Source organism: Neobacillus mesonae (assembly GCF_001636315.1).
In the GTDB taxonomy this organism is placed as follows: Bacteria; Bacillota; Bacilli; order Bacillales; family Cytobacillaceae; genus Neobacillus; species Neobacillus mesonae.
The window spans coordinates 2601301-2619753 of sequence record NZ_KV440949.1 but is presented as its reverse complement, the minus strand read 5'-3'; the positions used below and the strand labels follow the sequence as shown (position 1 = coordinate 2619753).

The 18453-nt window shown below is 41.2% G+C and carries 14 protein-coding genes and 4 tRNA genes; 17 read left to right on the top strand and 1 reads right to left on the bottom strand.

All coding sequences use genetic code 11. From position 1 onward, the window contains the following. Position 1 precedes the first annotated feature (1 nt). The gene (gene modA / locus A6749_RS12330; protein WP_066389895.1) at positions 2-808 is read right to left on the bottom strand and encodes a molybdate ABC transporter substrate-binding protein; all 807 of its coding nucleotides are present in this window, start codon (positions 806-808) and stop codon (positions 2-4) included. 142 nt (positions 809-950) lie between these two features. Here modA and A6749_RS12325 point away from each other — a divergent pair, with 142 nt between their 5' ends. The 17 genes from A6749_RS12325 to A6749_RS12245 all read left to right on the top strand — a co-directional run bounded on the left by A6749_RS12325 (position 951) and on the right by A6749_RS12245 (position 18423). Further along, positions 951-1886, top strand: coding sequence for a substrate-binding domain-containing protein (locus A6749_RS12325; RefSeq protein WP_066389894.1), 936 nt, complete (start codon positions 951-953; stop codon positions 1884-1886). Between the two features lie 106 nt (positions 1887-1992). Beyond that, on the top strand, positions 1993-2937 hold the full coding sequence (locus tag A6749_RS12320) for a YybS family protein (protein ID WP_066389893.1): 945 nt from the start codon (positions 1993-1995) through the stop codon (positions 2935-2937). Between the two features lie 25 nt (positions 2938-2962). Then, positions 2963-4942 carry a DHH family phosphoesterase gene (locus A6749_RS12315; RefSeq protein WP_066389892.1) on the top strand — a complete coding sequence of 660 codons (1980 nt, stop codon included), beginning with the start codon at positions 2963-2965 and terminating at the stop codon, positions 4940-4942. Continuing rightward, complete coding sequence (gene rplI / locus A6749_RS12310; RefSeq protein WP_066389891.1) at positions 4939-5385, top strand: 50S ribosomal protein L9; 447 nt, start codon at positions 4939-4941, stop codon at positions 5383-5385. The genes A6749_RS12315 and rplI overlap by 4 nt, the downstream gene beginning before the upstream one ends. Before the next feature lie 130 nt (positions 5386-5515). Continuing rightward, complete coding sequence (gene dnaB, locus A6749_RS12305; protein WP_066389890.1) at positions 5516-6880, top strand: replicative DNA helicase; 1365 nt, start codon at positions 5516-5518, stop codon at positions 6878-6880. 175 nt (positions 6881-7055) lie between these two features. After that, a complete protein-coding gene (locus A6749_RS12300; RefSeq protein ID WP_066389889.1) occupies positions 7056-8348 on the top strand; it encodes an adenylosuccinate synthase in 1293 nt (430 codons plus the stop codon). A 661-nt stretch (positions 8349-9009) separates the two neighbouring features. Beyond that, positions 9010-9085 (top strand) — tRNA-Lys (locus tag A6749_RS12295). A gap of 12 nt (positions 9086-9097) precedes the next feature. Next, positions 9098-9169 (top strand) — tRNA-Glu (locus tag A6749_RS12290). A gap of 74 nt (positions 9170-9243) precedes the next feature. Continuing rightward, a tRNA-Asp gene (locus tag A6749_RS12285) sits at positions 9244-9320 on the top strand. Between the two features lie 162 nt (positions 9321-9482). Further along, a tRNA-Phe gene (locus A6749_RS12280) sits at positions 9483-9555 on the top strand. Positions 9556-9939: 384 nt separating this feature from the next. Next, a complete protein-coding gene (locus A6749_RS12275; RefSeq protein WP_066389888.1) occupies positions 9940-11367 on the top strand; it encodes a peptidoglycan DD-metalloendopeptidase family protein in 1428 nt (475 codons plus the stop codon). 216 nt (positions 11368-11583) lie between these two features. Beyond that, positions 11584-12294 (top strand): response regulator YycF, encoded by a 711-nt coding sequence (gene yycF, locus A6749_RS12270; RefSeq protein ID WP_066389887.1) that lies wholly within the window; start codon positions 11584-11586, stop codon positions 12292-12294. A 6-nt stretch (positions 12295-12300) separates the two neighbouring features. Further along, positions 12301-14127 (top strand): cell wall metabolism sensor histidine kinase WalK, encoded by a 1827-nt coding sequence (walK, locus tag A6749_RS12265; RefSeq protein WP_066389886.1) that lies wholly within the window; start codon positions 12301-12303, stop codon positions 14125-14127. After that, positions 14124-15449 (top strand): YycH family regulatory protein, encoded by a 1326-nt coding sequence (locus A6749_RS12260; RefSeq protein ID WP_066389885.1) that lies wholly within the window; start codon positions 14124-14126, stop codon positions 15447-15449. The genes walK and A6749_RS12260 overlap by 4 nt, the downstream gene beginning before the upstream one ends. Continuing rightward, on the top strand, positions 15436-16233 hold the full coding sequence (locus tag A6749_RS12255) for a two-component system regulatory protein YycI (RefSeq protein ID WP_066389884.1): 798 nt from the start codon (positions 15436-15438) through the stop codon (positions 16231-16233). Before A6749_RS12260 ends, A6749_RS12255 begins: the two co-directional genes overlap by 14 nt. Positions 16234-16238: 5 nt before the next feature. Continuing rightward, positions 16239-17033: an MBL fold metallo-hydrolase gene (locus tag A6749_RS12250; protein WP_066389883.1), complete on the top strand. Its 795-nt coding sequence runs from the start codon at positions 16239-16241 to the stop codon at positions 17031-17033. 169 nt (positions 17034-17202) lie between these two features. Next, positions 17203-18423, top strand: a complete 1221-nt coding sequence (locus A6749_RS12245) for a S1C family serine protease (RefSeq protein ID WP_066389882.1) — start codon at positions 17203-17205, stop codon at positions 18421-18423. Positions 18424-18453 lie beyond the last annotated feature (30 nt).

Genomic DNA, 18453 nt, shown 5'->3' with positions numbered 1-18453 from the left:
GTTAATTCAGTCCTTTAAAACCGTACTTTTCTAAAATTTCGATCGAACTTGGACTTTGCAGATACTGATAAAATTCCATTGCTTCTGTTTGATGGGGGCTGTTCTTGATCACCCCAACCGGATAAATAATCGGTGCATGGGTTTTTTCAGGAGCTGCTGCGATAATTTTTACCTTTGGCGAAATCATGGCATCTGTCTTATAAACAATTCCTGCATCAACATTGTTTGTCTCTACGTATGTAAGCACTTGCCGAACATCTTTGGCAAAAACAATTTTATCCTTTAGATCCTTCCAAATATGCAGGTTTTCTAATGTGTCCTTCGCATACTGTCCTGCAGGCACAGATTCTGGGGTACCGATGGAAATTCTATTTGCTCTGGGAAGGTCCTCAAATGTTTGGATTTGTTTATTCGCCTCTTTGGGAACCACTAACACAAGCTCATTTCCTACAAGATTCAGTCCGTTTTCTTTTTTTATTAGGCCGTTCTTCACTAATCGATCAAATTTGTCTTCCGCAGCTGAGAAGAAGAGATCGACTGGTGCGCCTTGGGAAATTTGCTGCTGAAGTGCCCCGGAAGCGCCAAAGTTATAGTTGATTTTTATATTTTGATGCTCCTTTTCGAACGCGGTTGTAATTTCATTCAATGCGTCCTGCAGGCTTGCAGCTGCTGAAACCGTTAATTCCACCTTCTCTACCTTGTTTCCATGTTTTATTTGCCCCTGCTGCTTATCAGATTCACTAGAACATCCCGAAGCAATAAGCAACAACAACAAAATAGAAAAAACAATCTGCCTTTTCAGTGCCATCCTTCCTCTCCTATTATATATCTAGTTATAACTTGTTATAATTAATTATAATTAGTTATAACTAAAAAGAAAATAACAAATATCAAAATGTTCATTCTTTTTTAGTGGCTTGTAAGTTACAATACTAGAAGGAGTGATGCAAATGACCAATGAGCTATCCTATACGATAGAAGAAGTATCACAGCTATTAAAAGTATCTAAATTAACGATTTATGATTTAGTCAAAAAAGGAGAACTGCCCGTTTTCCGTGTAGGCAGACAGATGCGGGTAAGTGCAAATGACCTTGACATCTATATCAATAAACAAAAGACGAATCAAAACCAGAAATTCCAAGCGCCGATTGTCCATCCTTCTAGAAATGAGACAAAGGAAACCTATAATATCGTTATCAGCGGGCAGGATATGGTGTTAGATATTCTTGGTAAACACATTGAGAAAAATTCACCCTTTAAGGCATTGCGTTCATATACGGGGAGTTTAAACAGTCTGATTTCGATGTACAATGGAGAGTGTGATATTGTCAGTTTGCATATGTTTGACGGTGATACAAAGGAATATAACTTGCCATATATAAAGAAAATATTAGTTGGCTATCCTTATATTTTACTTAACCTCGTGTGCAGAAAAGCAGGGTTTTATGTACAAAAAGGAAACCCATTAAATATTACTTCCTGGAGCGATTTACATCAGGGGAATATTCAGATTGTCAATCGTGAAAAAGGATCGGGGGCACGAATTCTTCTTGATGAGCAGCTTAGGATCAACAATATTTCTCCAAGGAATATTAACGGATATCAACATGAAGAGACAAACCATTTAAGTGTCGCCTCCGCAATTGCTGCAGGGACTGCAAACGTGGGAGTGGGAATTGAAAAGGTTTCTAAAATCGTAGACATTGACTTTATTCCATTAATCACGGAACGATATGATTTAGTTATGTTAAAAACGCCTGAAAATGAGCGGCTTATTCATAGCGTGAAGGAGGTTTTGTCCTCCCGCCAGTTTCAGACCGAGGTTGCTTCGCTGGGGGATTATGATACTTCTTTGACCGGTACTATTATGTATGAAACCTACTAAACGGAAGGCTGCTGAAATCAGGGCCTTCTTTTAAATAAGTTGAACAACGCTCTACTTGCAGATAAAATAAAAGGATTAGGTTTTCAATTTATATAGGGGTGAAGAAGTGAGAAATGCAGGTAAACTAACAGAAGGAGCAATTCTTCTGGCGGCCTTTACGGTCCTCTTATTAATAACGGTCTATGTACCGCTTATTGGTTCTATCTTAAATTTTGTCTTGCCGCTTCCATTCATGATGTTTGCGGCGAAGAATAATATAAGATTCATCGTAGCTTTTTTTATTGCGGCGGCTATTATTTCCTTTCTTGCCGGTTCGTTTATTGGACTGGGGTTGATGCTTTTGTACAGCGTAATTGGTTCAGTAATCGGTTATTTGCTGCAAAAAAACAGGAGCCGAACAGTCATTTTAATTTCCAGCTCGCTGCTCTTTATGGCCGGGTTGGTTATTATGTATGTAGTTAGTGCGTCGTTTTTTCAACTTGATATCATTCATGAGTTTACGCAAGCCTATAAAGAATCCGCCGAAATGTCTAAGGAATTGTTTCGTTCAATGGGACAGGAAAGTCAAATTGAGCAGGTGAATAAACAAACTGAACTTTTGATTAATACCTTTCAAACCTTAGCTCCCAGCTTATTAATTATCGGATCTATTGCTTCTGTATTTGTTATCCAATGGATTTGTTTTCCAATTATCAAACGGTTTGGCATCAAGGTACAGCCATGGGGTAGTTTTCGTAACCTTTCGCTGCCAAGAAGCCTTTTATGGTATTACTTAATCGCGATTGGTATTAAAATCCTTGGCCATCCTGCAGAAGGGACTTATTTGTATACCGCCGTCCTCAATGCTATGTACATATTAGAAATGTTTATGGTGATGCAAGGACTTTCACTTATTTTCTTTATATTTCATCAGCGGTCAGTGGCAAAGGGGCTTGGTGTGCTTGTGGCAATTCTCGCTTTCATCATCCCGCCGGTTCATTATATAATAATGTTATTGGGAATTACCGATTTAGGATTTAATTTTCGAAAGCGGTTTGATCAAAATGGGTAAGACTTTCGATTGGAGCTGAAAAACTTTGCCGGAATTTTTGGAAAAGAGGTCAATACGATACCCTTTTTACGGTTTAATAGGCGTTACAGTAGTACTCCTCATCGTCCTGTTGCTATATAATTGGATCTTAAGTCTTGCTGGGTTGCTTTTCATGTTTATTCCGATTTATTTTATGTTTGTGATTGACCAGCGTCAAAGACAGGAAGTGGAAGAGTACATTTCCACTCTTTCCTACCGGTTGAAAAAGGTTGGTGAGGAAGCGCTGCTGGAGATGCCGATTGGAATCATGCTCATTAATGATGATTATTATATTGAGTGGACCAATCCATATTTGGCCTCTTGCTTTGATGAAGATACACTTGTTGGAAGGTCGCTGTATGATGTGGCGGACGATCTGATTCCATTAATTAAACAGGAAGTCGAAACAGAGGTGATCACTCTTTATGAGCGGAAATTCCGCGTTGTCCACAAGCATGAGGAGCGGCTTCTCTACTTCTTTGATGTAACAGAGCAGACTGAAATTGAAAAACTGTATCAGAACGAACGGACCGTTATTGCGACAATCTTTTTAGACAACTATGATGACCTGACTCAGGGTATGGATGACCAAATGCGCGGAAGTATCAATAATTTGGTTACTTCCATATTGAATAAGTGGGCCCATGATAATGGTATTTTTTTAAAGCGGGTTTCTTCAGAACGATTTATGGCTGTGTTTAATGAAGAGATCCTATACAACCTTGAAAAGGGAAAATTCTCAATCCTTGACGATGTAAGAGAAATGACGTCTAAGCACAATGTCTCATTTACCTTGAGTATTGGCGTAGGCGCTGGGGTTTCTTCGCTGCCAGAATTAGGTGTGCTTGCACAGTCCAGCCTTGATTTGGCACTAGGCAGGGGCGGTGACCAAGTAGCGATTAAACAGCCGAACGGAAAGGTCAAGTTCTTTGGCGGCAAAACCAACCCGATTGAGAAACGCACACGTGTAAGGGCGCGGGTAATTTCACACGCTTTAAAGGACCTCATTACGGCCAGTGATAAAGTGGTTATCATGGGGCATAAAAATCCGGATATGGACTCGATCGGTGCAAGTATTGGAATTTATAAAGTTGCCCAGATGAATCAAAAGGATGCCTATATTGTCGTGAACGTGCAGGAAACAGATAATGGGGTTAAGCGGTTGATGGAGGAAATTCGCAGCCAAGGCCAAGAAACCTTATACTCCCGCCTAATAGGCGCGGATGAAGCGATGGAAATTGCCACAGATAAAACCCTTCTGGTCGTTGTCGATACCCATAAGCCATCCTTGGTGATGGATGAGAGATTACTGAACAAAATTGACCATGTTGTTGTTATTGACCATCATCGTCGCAGCGAGGATTTTATTACAAATCCATTGCTTGTTTATATGGAGCCATATGCCTCCTCCACATCGGAGCTTGTAACCGAGTTTCTTGAATATCAGCCAAAGAAGGTTAAAATAGAAGTAATTGAAGCAACGGCTCTTTTGGCCGGAATTATTGTCGATACGAAAAGCTTCTCGTTAAGAACAGGCTCACGGACCTTCGACGCGGCTTCCTACCTTAGAGCTCATGGCGCAGATACAGTGCTTGTCCAAAAGTTTTTGAAGGAGAGCATTGATACATATAAGGAAAGGTCTAAATTGATTGAGTCTGTGGTCTTTTATCGTGATGGAATTGCCATTGCTAAGGGCTCAGAGGTTGAGGTTTATGACCAGGTCATTATTGCTCAGGCAGCTGATACGTTACTTTCGATGGATGGGGTACAGGCTTCCTTTGTGGTAGCCAAACGAAATGAAGGTGTGATTGGCATCAGTGCCCGATCGTTAGGAAATGTAAATGTTCAGGTTATTATGGAAAGCTTAAAAGGCGGCGGTCACCTGACAAATGCCGCTACACAGCTCACCGGATTAACGATTGCTGAAACGGAAGCAAAATTAAAACAGGCGATTGATGAATACTTTGAAGGGAGCAAGAAGGAATGAAAGTAATTTTTCTAAAAGATGTTAAGGGAAAAGGGAAAAAAGGGGAAATAAAAAATGTTGCTGATGGTTATGCCCAAAACTTTTTAATCAAGCAGGGCTTAGCGGTAGAAGCGACAAATGCCAATCTTAGTTCACTAGATGCGCAAAATAAGAAGCAGGAAAAGCTGGCGGCTGAAGAGCTTGCTGAGGCAAAAAAGCTGAAAGAAAAACTGGACCAGACAACAGTTGAATTAACCGCTAAAGCTGGTGAAGGCGGCAGACTGTTCGGCTCCATCACAACAAAGCAAGTTGCCGAGGAATTACAGAAAAAGCACGGCATTAAGATTGATAAGCGGAAAATGGAATTGGCAGATGCGATTCGTTCACTCGGAGTGACAAAGATCCCTGTGAAGCTGCATCATGATGTAACAGCCACTTTATCAGTACATGTTAAAGAAGTGTAATATATTTTCCAGTTCAAATTTTAGTTAATCATGATAGAATATAGTAAGATTGTAATGGATGTGATCGGTGTCAGCTGGTCACTTTTCTTTTTGAAAAAAATTATCCCTTCTATTAGGAGGTTTTTGCTATATGAGTGATTTGTTTGCTGACCGCATGCCTCCGCAAAATATTGAGGCTGAGCAGGCAGTAATTGGAGCTATCTTTTTAGAGCCGTCTTCATTAACTACTGCATCTGAAATTCTCATTCCAGAAGATTTTTATCGTGCGGCACACCAAAAGATTTATAACGTCATGTTAAAGCTCAACGATGAAGGAAAAGCGGTTGACCTAGTGACCGTCACTGAGGAATTAGCTGCAGCCAAATTGATTGAAGATATTGGTGGTGTCAGTTATTTAAGCGAGCTGGCTGGGTCTGTCCCAACGGCTGCAAATATAGAGTATTATGCTAAAATCGTAGAAGAAAAGGCGTTGCTAAGAAGATTAATTCGTACAGCAACTAATATTGCGACAGATGGCTACACCCGCGAAGATGAAGTGGAAACCGTCTTAAGCGAAGCGGAAAAAAGTATTTTAGAAGTGGCGCAAAGAAAGAATGCTGGTGCGTTCCATGATATTAAAGATGTCCTTGTCCGGACGTATGACAATATTGAGGAAATGCATAAACGCGTTGGCGAGATTACCGGCCTTGAGACAGGATTTACGGAGCTGGACAAGATGACAGCAGGCTTTCAGCGCAATGACTTAATCATTGTAGGTGCCCGTCCTTCGGTTGGTAAGACAGCATTTGCCTTAAATATTGCGCAAAATGTTGCCAAAAAGACTGGCGAAAATATTGCCATCTTTAGTCTTGAGATGGGCGCAGAACAGCTCGTCATGCGTCTTCTATGTGCTGAAGGGAATATCGATGCCCAAAGGCTCCGTACCGGGTCATTGACGGAAGATGACTGGGGAAGACTAACAATGGCAATGGGAAGCTTGTCAAATACGGGGATTTATATCGATGATACCCCTGGGGTAAGAGTAAATGATATTCGTGCTAAATGCCGCCGTTTAAAGCAAGAACATGGCTTGGGTATGATATTAATTGATTATCTGCAGCTGATTTTGGGAAGCGGCCGATCTGGCGAAAACCGTCAGCAGGAAGTATCGGAAATCTCCCGTTCACTTAAGCAATTAGCCCGTGAGCTGCAGGTGCCTGTTATTGCCCTTTCTCAGCTTTCCCGTGGTGTCGAGCAGCGCCAGGACAAGCGTCCGATGATGTCTGACATTCGTGAATCTGGTAGTATTGAGCAGGATGCAGATATTGTTGCCTTTCTTTATCGTGATGATTACTATGATAAGGAATCGGAGAATAAAAACATTATTGAAATCATTATCGCCAAACAGCGTAACGGCCCAACTGGAACCGTATCGCTTGCGTTTGTGAAAGAGTATAATAAATTCGTAAACTTAGAGAGACGTTTTGATGATACGATGTCTCCGCCGGGAGCATAGTTTTAAGTCAGCCACGCTTTGGCTGGCTTTTTTAATAGATTACTATTCTTACGAATGATTTTCATATTTTAATAGTAAATGTTCGCGTTTAATTGATTTTTGATTGCGAAATTGATACACTAATGTATGTTAAATATTTAATTACCTAGAAGTGAATATTTCGGAGGTGCCTTTCATGTCATCAGTAGTAGTTGTTGGTACACAATGGGGAGACGAAGGAAAAGGAAAAATTACCGATTTTTTATCTGAAAATGCTGAGGTAATTGCTCGTTATCAAGGCGGCAACAATGCAGGCCACACGATCAAATTTAATGGTGTTACTTACAAACTGCACTTGATTCCTTCAGGGATTTTTAATAAAGAAAAGATTAGTGTGATCGGAAACGGAATGGTTGTCGATCCGAAAGCGCTAGTAGCAGAGCTTGCCTATTTACATGAAAGAGGCATTACCACTGAGAACCTAAGAATTAGTAACCGCGCGCATGTCATTCTTCCATATCATTTAAAATTGGATGAAGTAGAAGAATTAAGCAAAGGCGCTAATAAAATTGGAACAACGAAAAAAGGAATTGGTCCAGCTTATATGGACAAAGCTGCCCGTGTCGGCATTCGCATTGCTGATTTACTCGACCGTGAAGTTTTTGAGGAAAAGCTAGAACGAAACTTAGCCGAGAAGAATCGTTTATTTGAGCGGATTTATGAAGTGGAAGGCTTTAAAAAGGAAGCTATTCTTGATGAATATTATGAGTATGGCCAGCAAATTAAACAGTATGTTTGTGATACATCCGTTGTCTTAAATGATGCGCTGGATGAAGGCAAACGCGTGTTATTTGAAGGTGCTCAAGGGGTAATGCTTGATATTGACCAAGGTACTTACCCATTTGTAACATCATCAAATCCAGTTGCAGGCGGTGTTACGATCGGTTCTGGTGTAGGTCCTTCTAAAATTACACACGTTGTGGGTGTTTGTAAGGCTTATACTTCCCGCGTCGGCGATGGTCCGTTTCCAACTGAATTACATGATGAAATTGGTCATCAAATTCGTGAAGTTGGCCGTGAGTACGGTACAACAACGGGCCGTCCGCGCCGTGTCGGCTGGTTTGACAGTGTCGTTGTCCGCCATGCCCGCCGTGTCAGCGGTTTAACGGATCTTTCCCTTAATTCGATTGATGTGTTAACCGGCATTGAAACCTTAAAAATTTGTACGGCTTATCGTTACAAGGACGAAGTAATTACAGAATATCCGGCAAGCTTAAAGGTATTGTCTCAATGCGAGCCGATCTACGAGGAGCTTCCTGGCTGGACTGAAGATATTACCGGCGTGAAATCATTAGATGAACTGCCTGTTAATGCCCGTCACTATGTGGAGCGTGTAACACAGCTGACTGGCATTCCGTTATCAACCTTCTCTGTCGGTCCGGACCGCAATCAAACAAATGTAGTCCGCAGCCCATGGAGACAGATCTAACTGGTATTATGAGAGGCCCTCTAGTTTTTGGAGGGCTTTTTTGTTGGTGTAGATGTAGCAGGACAGGGTATGGGACAAAACGAGCCGGAATTCCAGAGATGTGTCTCATAGGAGGGCTCTATGGGACAAAATAGGTAAAAAGTCGAGTGGAACTGTCTTATAGAAGTATCCTTAAAGACAAAAAAGGCTTGGAATCGTTAGGAATTGTCTTTAATAAGGCATCTTGAGGACAAAAAGGTGTGCTGAAAAGGGAAAATTGTCTTTAATAAGGCATCTTGAGGACAAAAAGGTGTGCTGAAAAGGAAAAACTGTCTTTAATAAGGTATCTTGAAGACAAAAAGATGTGCTGAAGGCGGGAAACTGTCTTCAATAAAGTTTTCACGAGCACTTTATCTAGCAGCAAAAGGTTGTTCAAAAACTTTTTTAAAAAATATTTTAAAAAAGTATTGCGCTTTATATAAAAACCATGCTAATATAAAAAGCGTCGTCACAAACACGATAATTAAGTAAATGAGCCATTAGCTCAGTCGGTAGAGCAACGAGCAGGTCTTCCGTGAAATAGCTGCGAGTTGTACCCATCGAGCCGCATCTTGCATAATCTTTCTGAGATGGGGACATCTGACATAGCAAAACTAAACTGTAGGAAACTACATTGTATTATGAGCCATTAGCTCAGTCGGTAGAGCATCTGACTTTTAATCAGAGGGTCGAAGGTTCGAGTCCTTCATGGCTCACCACTTTAATAAAATGGCCCCTTGGTCAAGCGGTTAAGACACCGCCCTTTCACGGCGGTAACACGGGTTCGAATCCCGTAGGGGTCATCGGCATTTGGCAAGTCGGCAAAAGGCTGGCAAGGACAGTTTCCTTGCCGACTAGCCATTAATATGTTAATATTGGTCTGGTAGTTCAGTTGGTTAGAATGCCTGCCTGTCACGCAGGAGGTCGCGGGTTCGAGTCCCGTCCAGACCGCCATTTATACATAACAATATCTTAAAATGGCTCAGTAGCTCAGTCGGTAGAGCAGATTGCTTGCTTCATCGAATTTGCTTCTCAGAGCAATCTGCGAGAAAAATCGTAAGATTTTTTGAGCAAAGGACTACAGCTAATATTTCTGTAGGGTTCAATTTCCAATATGGCTCAGTAGCTCAGTCGGTAGAGCAAAGGACTGAAAATCCTTGTGTCGGCGGTTCGATTCCGTCCTGAGCCATCTGCTAAAAAAGCTTGCAATTATTTGCAAGCTTTTTTTACATTCACCCCACTCTCTCTGTGATCCATCTGTAAAAAAAGAACTATATTTTTACAATTCAAACACTAACTTTGTCCTAATATGTAAAATTTGACCTGCCCCTCTAGCACTAGTAAAAACCTCGATAAAATAGGCATTTAAGGCTGCTTTTCCAATAAATATATTAAGTAAAAATCACTGGCATATTTCATAAAAAGCAGGAAAGTGTCAGCTTTTATACAATTATATTACATTATTAAGACTGTTCATTTTTTTTAAACAATGTATGGTAAAGTAAAATGGGTTTAAAATTTCTAGCCCCAAAAGTACTAGATTAAGAGTGTTTTCGCAATTTAGGAGGAAACCATGTTATTTTCACATAAAAGATTGTTAATTTTAAAGACAACCATCATCACTGCGATGGCGGCTTCGACAATTGCCTTTAGTAACGGTCCTATAGCTTTTGCCGATACGGCCGACACGGCTAAAACAGCAAATACATATCAAGTATATGTAAACGGTACGTATGCCGGTAATGTGACAAATAAAAAAGTTGTTAACCGGATCATTGCTGAAAAGCAGGCCGGTAGTTCCCCTGTTAAGGCAGCACCAAAGGTTCAATACATACCGGAACGTGTTTTTCATAAGACTGCAAACAACCAGCGAACCATTGAAACGTTAAAGGATGTATTTCAGATTAAGATAGAGGCTATTGCTATAGTCATTGACGGGAAACCTGTCGCATTTGTAGACAGCAAAGAAACTGCCGAAGAGGTCTTAAGGAATCTTAAACTCCAATATGTCACGAAAGAGCAGCTAGAGTCGCTTGAAGCGAGAAAGGCCTCTATGGAAAAAGCTTTACCACCGTTAGCAGAAAATGAAACTCGTCTATTAGACATTCGTTTATCAAAGAATGTTTCAATCGAAGAGCAAAATGTCGAGCCTGAAAAAATAATGGGGCTCGGGGACGCTGTCACATATTTGCAAAAAGGAACATTACAAGAAAAGAAGTACAAGGTTCAAGAAGGCGATGCCCTTGAATCGATTGCTCACAGCCATGATTTAAAGCTAGTAGATCTGTTAGTGCTGAATCCGGGCTTAACAGGTGATTCTATTTTAAAAATAGGGCAGGAAGTTAATGTAACGGCACTTACACCATTTATTGAAGTTATTGTGGAAAAGGAAGCAAACCGTGAGGAAGCAATCTCATACAAGACGAAAACAGTGGAAGATTCGTCTCTGCTAAAAGGGAAAACTAAAGTAAAGCAAGAAGGTAAAGACGGCTCACGATCAGTAACTTACAAAATTACCGAAGAAAATGGTATAGAAAAAAACAAAGAAACGGTAATAGAGCACATCCTTGAGGAGCCGGCAGACCGTATTGTCATTAAAGGAACTAAGGTAATCCCTTCCCGCGGTGAAGGCAGCTTTGGCTGGCCGACTGTCGGCGGCTATATTTCCAGTCAAAAGGGATATCGCTGGGGCAAATTGCATAAAGGAATCGATATTGCCAGACCGAGCGACAGAACGATCAAAGCGGCTGATAATGGCGTTGTTGTGAAGGCGGGCTGGGGCAGCGGATATGGAAATATGATTATCATTGACCACAAGAACGGTTTCCGCACTTTATACGGCCATATGTCCTCTCTTAAGGTGAGTGCAGGGCAAACTGTTTCCAAAGGTACAGCAATTGGAATAATGGGGTCAACCGGTGATTCAACAGGGGTCCACTTACATTTTGAAGTATATAAAAACGGCAGTCTAGAGAATCCGTTAAAATATGTCAAAAGATGAAAGTCTCCAGCTGATGCTGGAGGCTTTTCCTGTTTCAAATTTTACAGCTCCGGCCCCTTGCTGATAATAAAATCACTTGCTGGAAGTCTCTGTTAAATACTTGTAATGCGTGAATTTAGAATGAAATAATGGTAAAGTAAAATAGAATAGTTATGACTTTTTGCAGCTGTTAAAGATAGATTGAAGCTTTATGCGAAAAATGAGAGGAGTATTGGTATGGAAAAGAAAATTCTCATTGTTGATGATGAAAAACCAATTGCAGATATTTTACAATTTAATCTTAGAAAAGAAGGATATGTTGTTTACTGTGCATATGACGGAAACGAGGCTCTTGAATTAGTGGAAGATATTCAGCCTGACCTAGTTCTCCTCGATATCATGCTGCCAGTAAAAGACGGCATGGAAGTATGCCGTGAAATCCGAAAGAAATATGAAATGCCGATTATTATGCTGACTGCGAAGGATTCAGAAATTGATAAAGTATTAGGGCTGGAGCTTGGTGCTGATGATTATGTAACCAAACCGTTCAGCACACGGGAATTAATTGCCCGGGTCAAAGCAAACCTGCGCCGCCACCAGCAAGTTATTTCGCAGCCAGAAGCTGAAGATGAAACAAATGAAATTGCGATAGGATCGCTAGTAATTCACCCTGATGCTTATATCGTTTCCAAACGTGGAGAGACAATCGAATTAACACATCGAGAATTCGAATTGCTTTTCTATTTGGCAAAACATATCGGCCAGGTTATGACAAGAGAACATTTGCTGCAAACAGTCTGGGGATATGACTATTACGGCGACGTCCGAACTGTCGATGTAACGGTAAGACGTCTTAGAGAAAAAATTGAAGATAGCCCAAGCCATCCGGCATGGATAGTGACGAGACGCGGGGTGGGTTATTATTTACGAAATCCTGAACAGGAGTAATGACTTGTGAAAAAGGTTGGTTTCTTTCGTTCTATACACGTTAAATTTGTTATCATCTATGTCCTCCTTATTTTAGTAGCTATGCAAGTAATCGGCGTATATTTTGTCAAACAGCTTGAGACCACGTTAAGAACAAACTTCCAAACGTCGATCAAGGAACGGGTTAATTTGCTGGCTTATAACGTCAGGGAGGAAATGGAAAAGGAAAGAACACCTGAAGATCCTACATTAGAAGAAGATATTGGGAAAACGTTGAAAGATTTCGAAGCGGGAGATATATCCGAAGTCCGCGTGATTGACGGAAGATCGATGAAAATTCTAGGTACCTCGGATGAGAATAATCAGGGAATTGTCGGTCAGCGGACAACGGAGCTTAAGATCAAACAATCAATGGTAATGGAAGAGGACCAAAGTGTCATTCGGATTGACGAAAAGACAGGTCATCGGATTTGGGTCCTCTCCACCCCCATTAAGTCTGGAAAAAAAGTGCTAGGCGCCATTTATCTGGTAGCTAAGATTGAAAGTGTTTTTACTCAAATGAAGACCATTAATGGGATCTTTGCAACAGGAACAGCGATTGCCTTATCGATTACCGCAGTATTAGGGATCTTGTTAGCCCAAACCATTGCCAGACCAATTGCAGATATGAAAAAGCAGGCAATGGCGATGGCGAAGGGGAACTTTTCCCGTAAGGTTAAAGTATATGGGAATGATGAGATTGGGACACTTGCCAGCACTTTTAACCATTTAACGAAGAAACTCCAGGAAGCCCAGGCGATGACAGAGGGCGAGCGGCGTAAGCTGTCTTCGGTGCTCTCCTATATGACGGACGGGGTGATTGCCACTGACCGAAAAGGACGAGTGATTTTAATTAATGAACCGGCTGTCGAGATGCTGGATGTTTCACGTGAAACAATTCTCTCCCAGCCGATTGAGCAAGTACTTGGCTTGGAGGATAGTAATACCTTCGAGGATTTGCTGGAAGAAAAGGATTCCTTAATATTGGATTATAGTACGAAGTCGGAGCCTTATATTCTTCGGGCCAATTTCTCCGTAATTCAAAAAGAAACCGGGTTTGTCAACGGCTTAATCGCGGTTCTTCACGATATTACCGAGCAGGAAAAGATTGATGCAGAACGAAGAGAATTTGTGGCGAATGTTTCCCACGAGCTGAGGACACCGCTGACAACGATGCGGAGTTATCTTGAGGCACTTGCTGATGGGGCTTGGCGTGATGAAGAAATTGCCCCGAACTTCTTAGAAGTGACCAGTATGGAGACTGAAAGAATGATCCGTCTTGTCAATGACCTATTGCAGTTATCGAAAATGGACAGCACGGATTATAAGCTGAATAAGGAATGGGTTGACTTTGTTGTTTTCTACGACCGGATTATTGATCGGCTGGAAATGTCGAAGCAGCAAAATGTGACCTTCAAACGTATGCTTCCGAATCGTGCCATTTTTGTGGAGATTGATGAAGATAAGATGACGCAGGTTTTATACAATATTATCTCCAATGCCTTGAAATATTCACCGGAGGGCGGCCAGGTTACCTTCTCTCTTAAGGATAAGGATGACAAAATTATCGTCAGTGTTTCCGACGAAGGGGTAGGGATTCCTAAAGAAAGCATCGGCAAAATATTTGATCGTTTTTATCGTGTGGATAAAGCAAGAACGCGGAAATTAGGCGGTACCGGTCTGGGACTTGCCATTGCAAAAGAAATGGTGAAGTGCCATGGAGGCAATATATGGGCAACCAGCAGGGAAGGCAAAGGAACAACCATTTCTTTCTCACTGCCGTTTGATCATACCGAAGAGGATGATTGGTCATGAGATATGAAACGATAAAATCTATTATTTTAACTTTTTTAGTCGCGGTCAGTATTTTATTAACCTGGAATCTTTGGACCTATCAGCCGAATTACGAATCTATGGGAAGTAATAATAATACCTTGAAGGAAGTCACGGTAAGTGAAAAGCAGGAAGTACAAAAGATTATCCGCCCTGATCAGGTACTGTTCCATATTAACGAAAGACATTATGGAACTACTAACAGCGCGGAATTAGAACAAATCATCAAGGAAATCAGCAAATGGTCCATTTTTGATTTAAAAAATTTCACTAATAAAGTGGAAAATTACAATGATTTGGTGCATGGGTCCGGCAATGCTGAAATTGTTTTTCCGGTGGATGTACCGATTGAATTATACCGTAGTGTCATCAATATTGAAGGAAGGAAAATTCCATCCTTTAATTTTGATCGAATAGTTGTTAATGTTGGAAATTCCGGAAAAGAAAATGGGATTGTCTATTTTGTTTCTACAGGAAATCAGCAGGTATATGTCGCCCATATTTCAGCAGCAAACCTGAATGCCTTTAATAAAAACTTTTTTAAAGGCGGCAGCCAATACCCCCGTTACTTTGCCTATAAGGCAACAAGTAAACGGACTATTTTCCTTCCTGAGGAAGAAACAAAAATGTCGACGTATAAGTATTGGCCCATTACTCTTGATTCGGAAGACTTTAAAAAAGCTCTCTTTGATGACCCAAGTTTTGTCCAAAAAAGTGTGCTGACCAACGGTGAAGAATATACAAATGATTCAAGTAAGTTGACAATCAATTACGACAAAAATATGCTCTCGTATGTGAATCCCACGACAGAAGATAATTCTGTTGAGAAATCCTATGATTTAGTCAAGCGCAGCATCGATTTTGTTAATGAGCATGGCGGTTGGTCGGATGAATACCGTTATGTTGCCAAGGATGAATATAAACGTTCTGTTACTTTCCGCCTGTATAGCAAAGATGGCTATCCAGTGTTTAACAATTTAGGAATGTCAGAAATTTACGAGGTATGGGGCGGCAACAAAATTAATAAATATATTCGCCCAAATATTGCGTTAGAGCTGAAACTTACTACAGAAGCAAAAAGCGTGACGCAGCCATCGGGATATACGGCATTGGAATTTTTACAAAACAAACGAAACTTTAAACCTGAGCTTCTCGAGCAAATGGTATTAGGTTATCGAATGGAAAGAGATGCGGACGAAAGCAGACTGATCCTCTTAGAACCTGCCTGGTTTTATCGTTATGATAATAAATGGGGGCTTATTACGTTGGAAGACCTAGGGGGGCCAGCACATGGATTGGAGTAAAATTAAAACCATATTCATAATTACGTTCCTCATTCTAGATGTGTACCTTTTATTTCAATTCATGAAGATTCGTGATGCCAATAAGTTTGAAGTGGCTACCGAAGCCTCGTTTGAAGAAAAGTTGAAGGCAGATGAAATTTCATATGGGGAACTGCCAAAAACGTTTATTAAAGCACAATATCTTAGCGCAAAGCCAAAAATCTTTACGCAGGAAGATATTCTGAAGCTGAAAAAGCAAAAGGTTTCCTTTAAGGAACCGAGCACTACCTTAAATATCAATTTAGAAAAGCCGCTAAAATTAAGTGCAAAGTTTGAACCGGCGGAACTGGCAGATTTTATAAAGAATGATGTGTTATATGGGGACCAATATCAATTTTGGGAGAAAAATGATAAGTTAAAAACAATCACCTACTTTCAACGATATGAAAACTTTCCGCTATATCAAAATATAAATGGGATGATTACATTTAAATATAACGAGAAGAACCAGATTGTTTCCTACCAGCAAAGCTATCTGGAAGGAATGGAAGAGCTGACGGCAAAAGAGGAGATTCTTCCACCGTTAAAGGCGATTGAAACATTGCATCAAAAGGGAGTACTGAAGCCGAAGAGCACGATTACCAAAGTTGAACTAGGCTATTCGACACTTGTACAATTAGCAGCATCCCAAGTGTTGGCCCCTACCTGGCGCTTTGAGGTAAATGGCAAGGAGAGTTTGTTTGTTAATGCCTTTGAGGGACAGATTATTGATTTTAAAAGTGATGAAAAAATAAGTGTGGAGTGAGTAGTATGTCTTTACGTTATAGCATCTTAGCCAGCGGGAGTACGGGGAATGCTCTATATGTAGAGTCTGATGAACACTCCTTCTTGGTGGATGCGGGTTTTAGCGGTAAGCAGATGGAAGCATTATTCCAACAAATTGACCGCGATCCGAGCAAGCTTTCCGCTATCTTCGTTACTCATGAACATAGCGACCATATTAAAGGAATTGGCGTTCTCGCCCGTAAATACAAATTGCCGGTATACGCAAACGAGAAAACATGGCGGGCGATGGAAAGTTCAGTTGGTGCAATTCCGACTGAGCAAAAGTTTGTCTTTAATATGGAGTCGGTCAAAAGTTTTGGCGCGGTTGATATCGAATCCTTCGGTGTCTCACATGATGCGGCAGAACCAATGTTTTATACCTTCCATCACTCTGATAAGAAGCTCGTGCTGATTACTGATACTGGGTATGTCAGCGACCGGATGAAGGGCATTATCTCGAATGCGGATGTATATGTTTTTGAATCCAATCATGATGTACAGATGCTGCGGATGGGGCGTTATCCGTGGAATGTCAAACGAAGAATCCTAAGTGATTTAGGACATGTCTCGAATGAGGATGCGGCGGTTGCAATGAGCGAGGTAATCGGTGACCGTACGAAAAAGGTGTATTTAGCTCATTTAAGTCAAGATAATAATATGAAGGATTTGGCGCGAATGTCCGTTACACAAACGCTGGAGGGCTGCGGTCTGATTGTCGGTGAACAATTTGGGCTTTATGATACAGATCCTAAAATACCAACGATATTGACGGCAGTATAAAATTATTGAAGGGTGCTTCTATTAAGAAGCATTCTTTTTTTGCAGCTGCGGATGGGGCACAAATCAATCAATGTGCAATTTTTTAGAAATTCTATGTTGGTAGAGTATAATTGTAATTATAAGCCAAAATATGATTAGCAATCATTCGAAAGAGAGGAATGGTGTAGAATTGGGTTATTATGATGATCATTCACCGAATAGGTACCAGGGACGGAAAGGAAATCGGGGCGGCATATTCTTAGCCGGCTTGGTTGGTGTCATCCTCGGGGCAATTTTAGTCATTATTTTGGTCCCTGCCTTGTCGGAAAGAGGGATATTGGAATCGGATCAAAGGGCAGCGGAATCTACCGATACGAGCGGCGACCAAAAAGTGATCCATCAGCAAATTTCTTATGATGTAAAAACAGACACAACAAAAGCCATCAATAAAACAGCCGATGCGGTTGTCGGCATTAACAATATTCAGTCCACAAGCTTTTGGACTGATAATAACAACTCAGATGAAACCGCTGGAACCGGCTCTGGAGTGATTTATCGAAAGGCAGGCGGCAAGGCCTTTGTGGTGACAAACCACCATGTTGTTGAGGGTGCTACAAGGCTTGAGGTAAGTATGTCTGACGGCACTAAAATCCCTGCTAAGCTATTAGGCAGCGATATTTGGACCGATTTAGCGGTGCTTGAAATTGATGCGGCCAAAATAAAAAAGGTTGCTGAATTTGGCGATTCAGACAGTTTAAAAGTGGGTGAACCAGTGATAGCCATTGGAAATCCACTCGGTCCTACATTCTCAGGTTCCGTTACACAAGGGATTATTTCGGGTCTTAAACGCACGATTCCGGTAGATATCAATCAGGATGGTATTGTTGACTGGCAGTCAGAAGTATTGCAGACAGATGCTGCGATTAACCCGGGGAACAGCGGCGGTGCGCTTATTAATATGGCTGGACAAGTAGTTGGAATTAATTCAATGAAAATTGCCCAGAATGCAGTAGAAGGAATCGGTTTATCAATCCCAATAAATTCAGCTAAACCGATTATCCGTGACCTTGAGAGCTTTGGCAGTGTGAAACGTCCATATATGGGTGTTGATCTAAAGTCAGTAGATGAAATTCCTGCTTATTATCAGCAGGAAGCGCTGAAGCTGCCGCGGGATGTGACTCATGGGGTTGCAATTCGTCAAGTAGTCCCAGGATCACCTGCCGCACATGCGGGGCTTGAGGAATTGGACGTTATTGTTGAAATGGATGGTGTGAAAATAAGTGACGTCATTGATCTTCGTAAGCATTTGTACCAGGATAAGAAAATTGGCGAGAAAATGACGATTAAATTTTATCGTGACGGAAAGCTGCATGAGACAAGCCTGACATTAACAGGGGATCGAATGCAATAGATGCTGGAAAACAGGAAGGTGAGAGGTTCA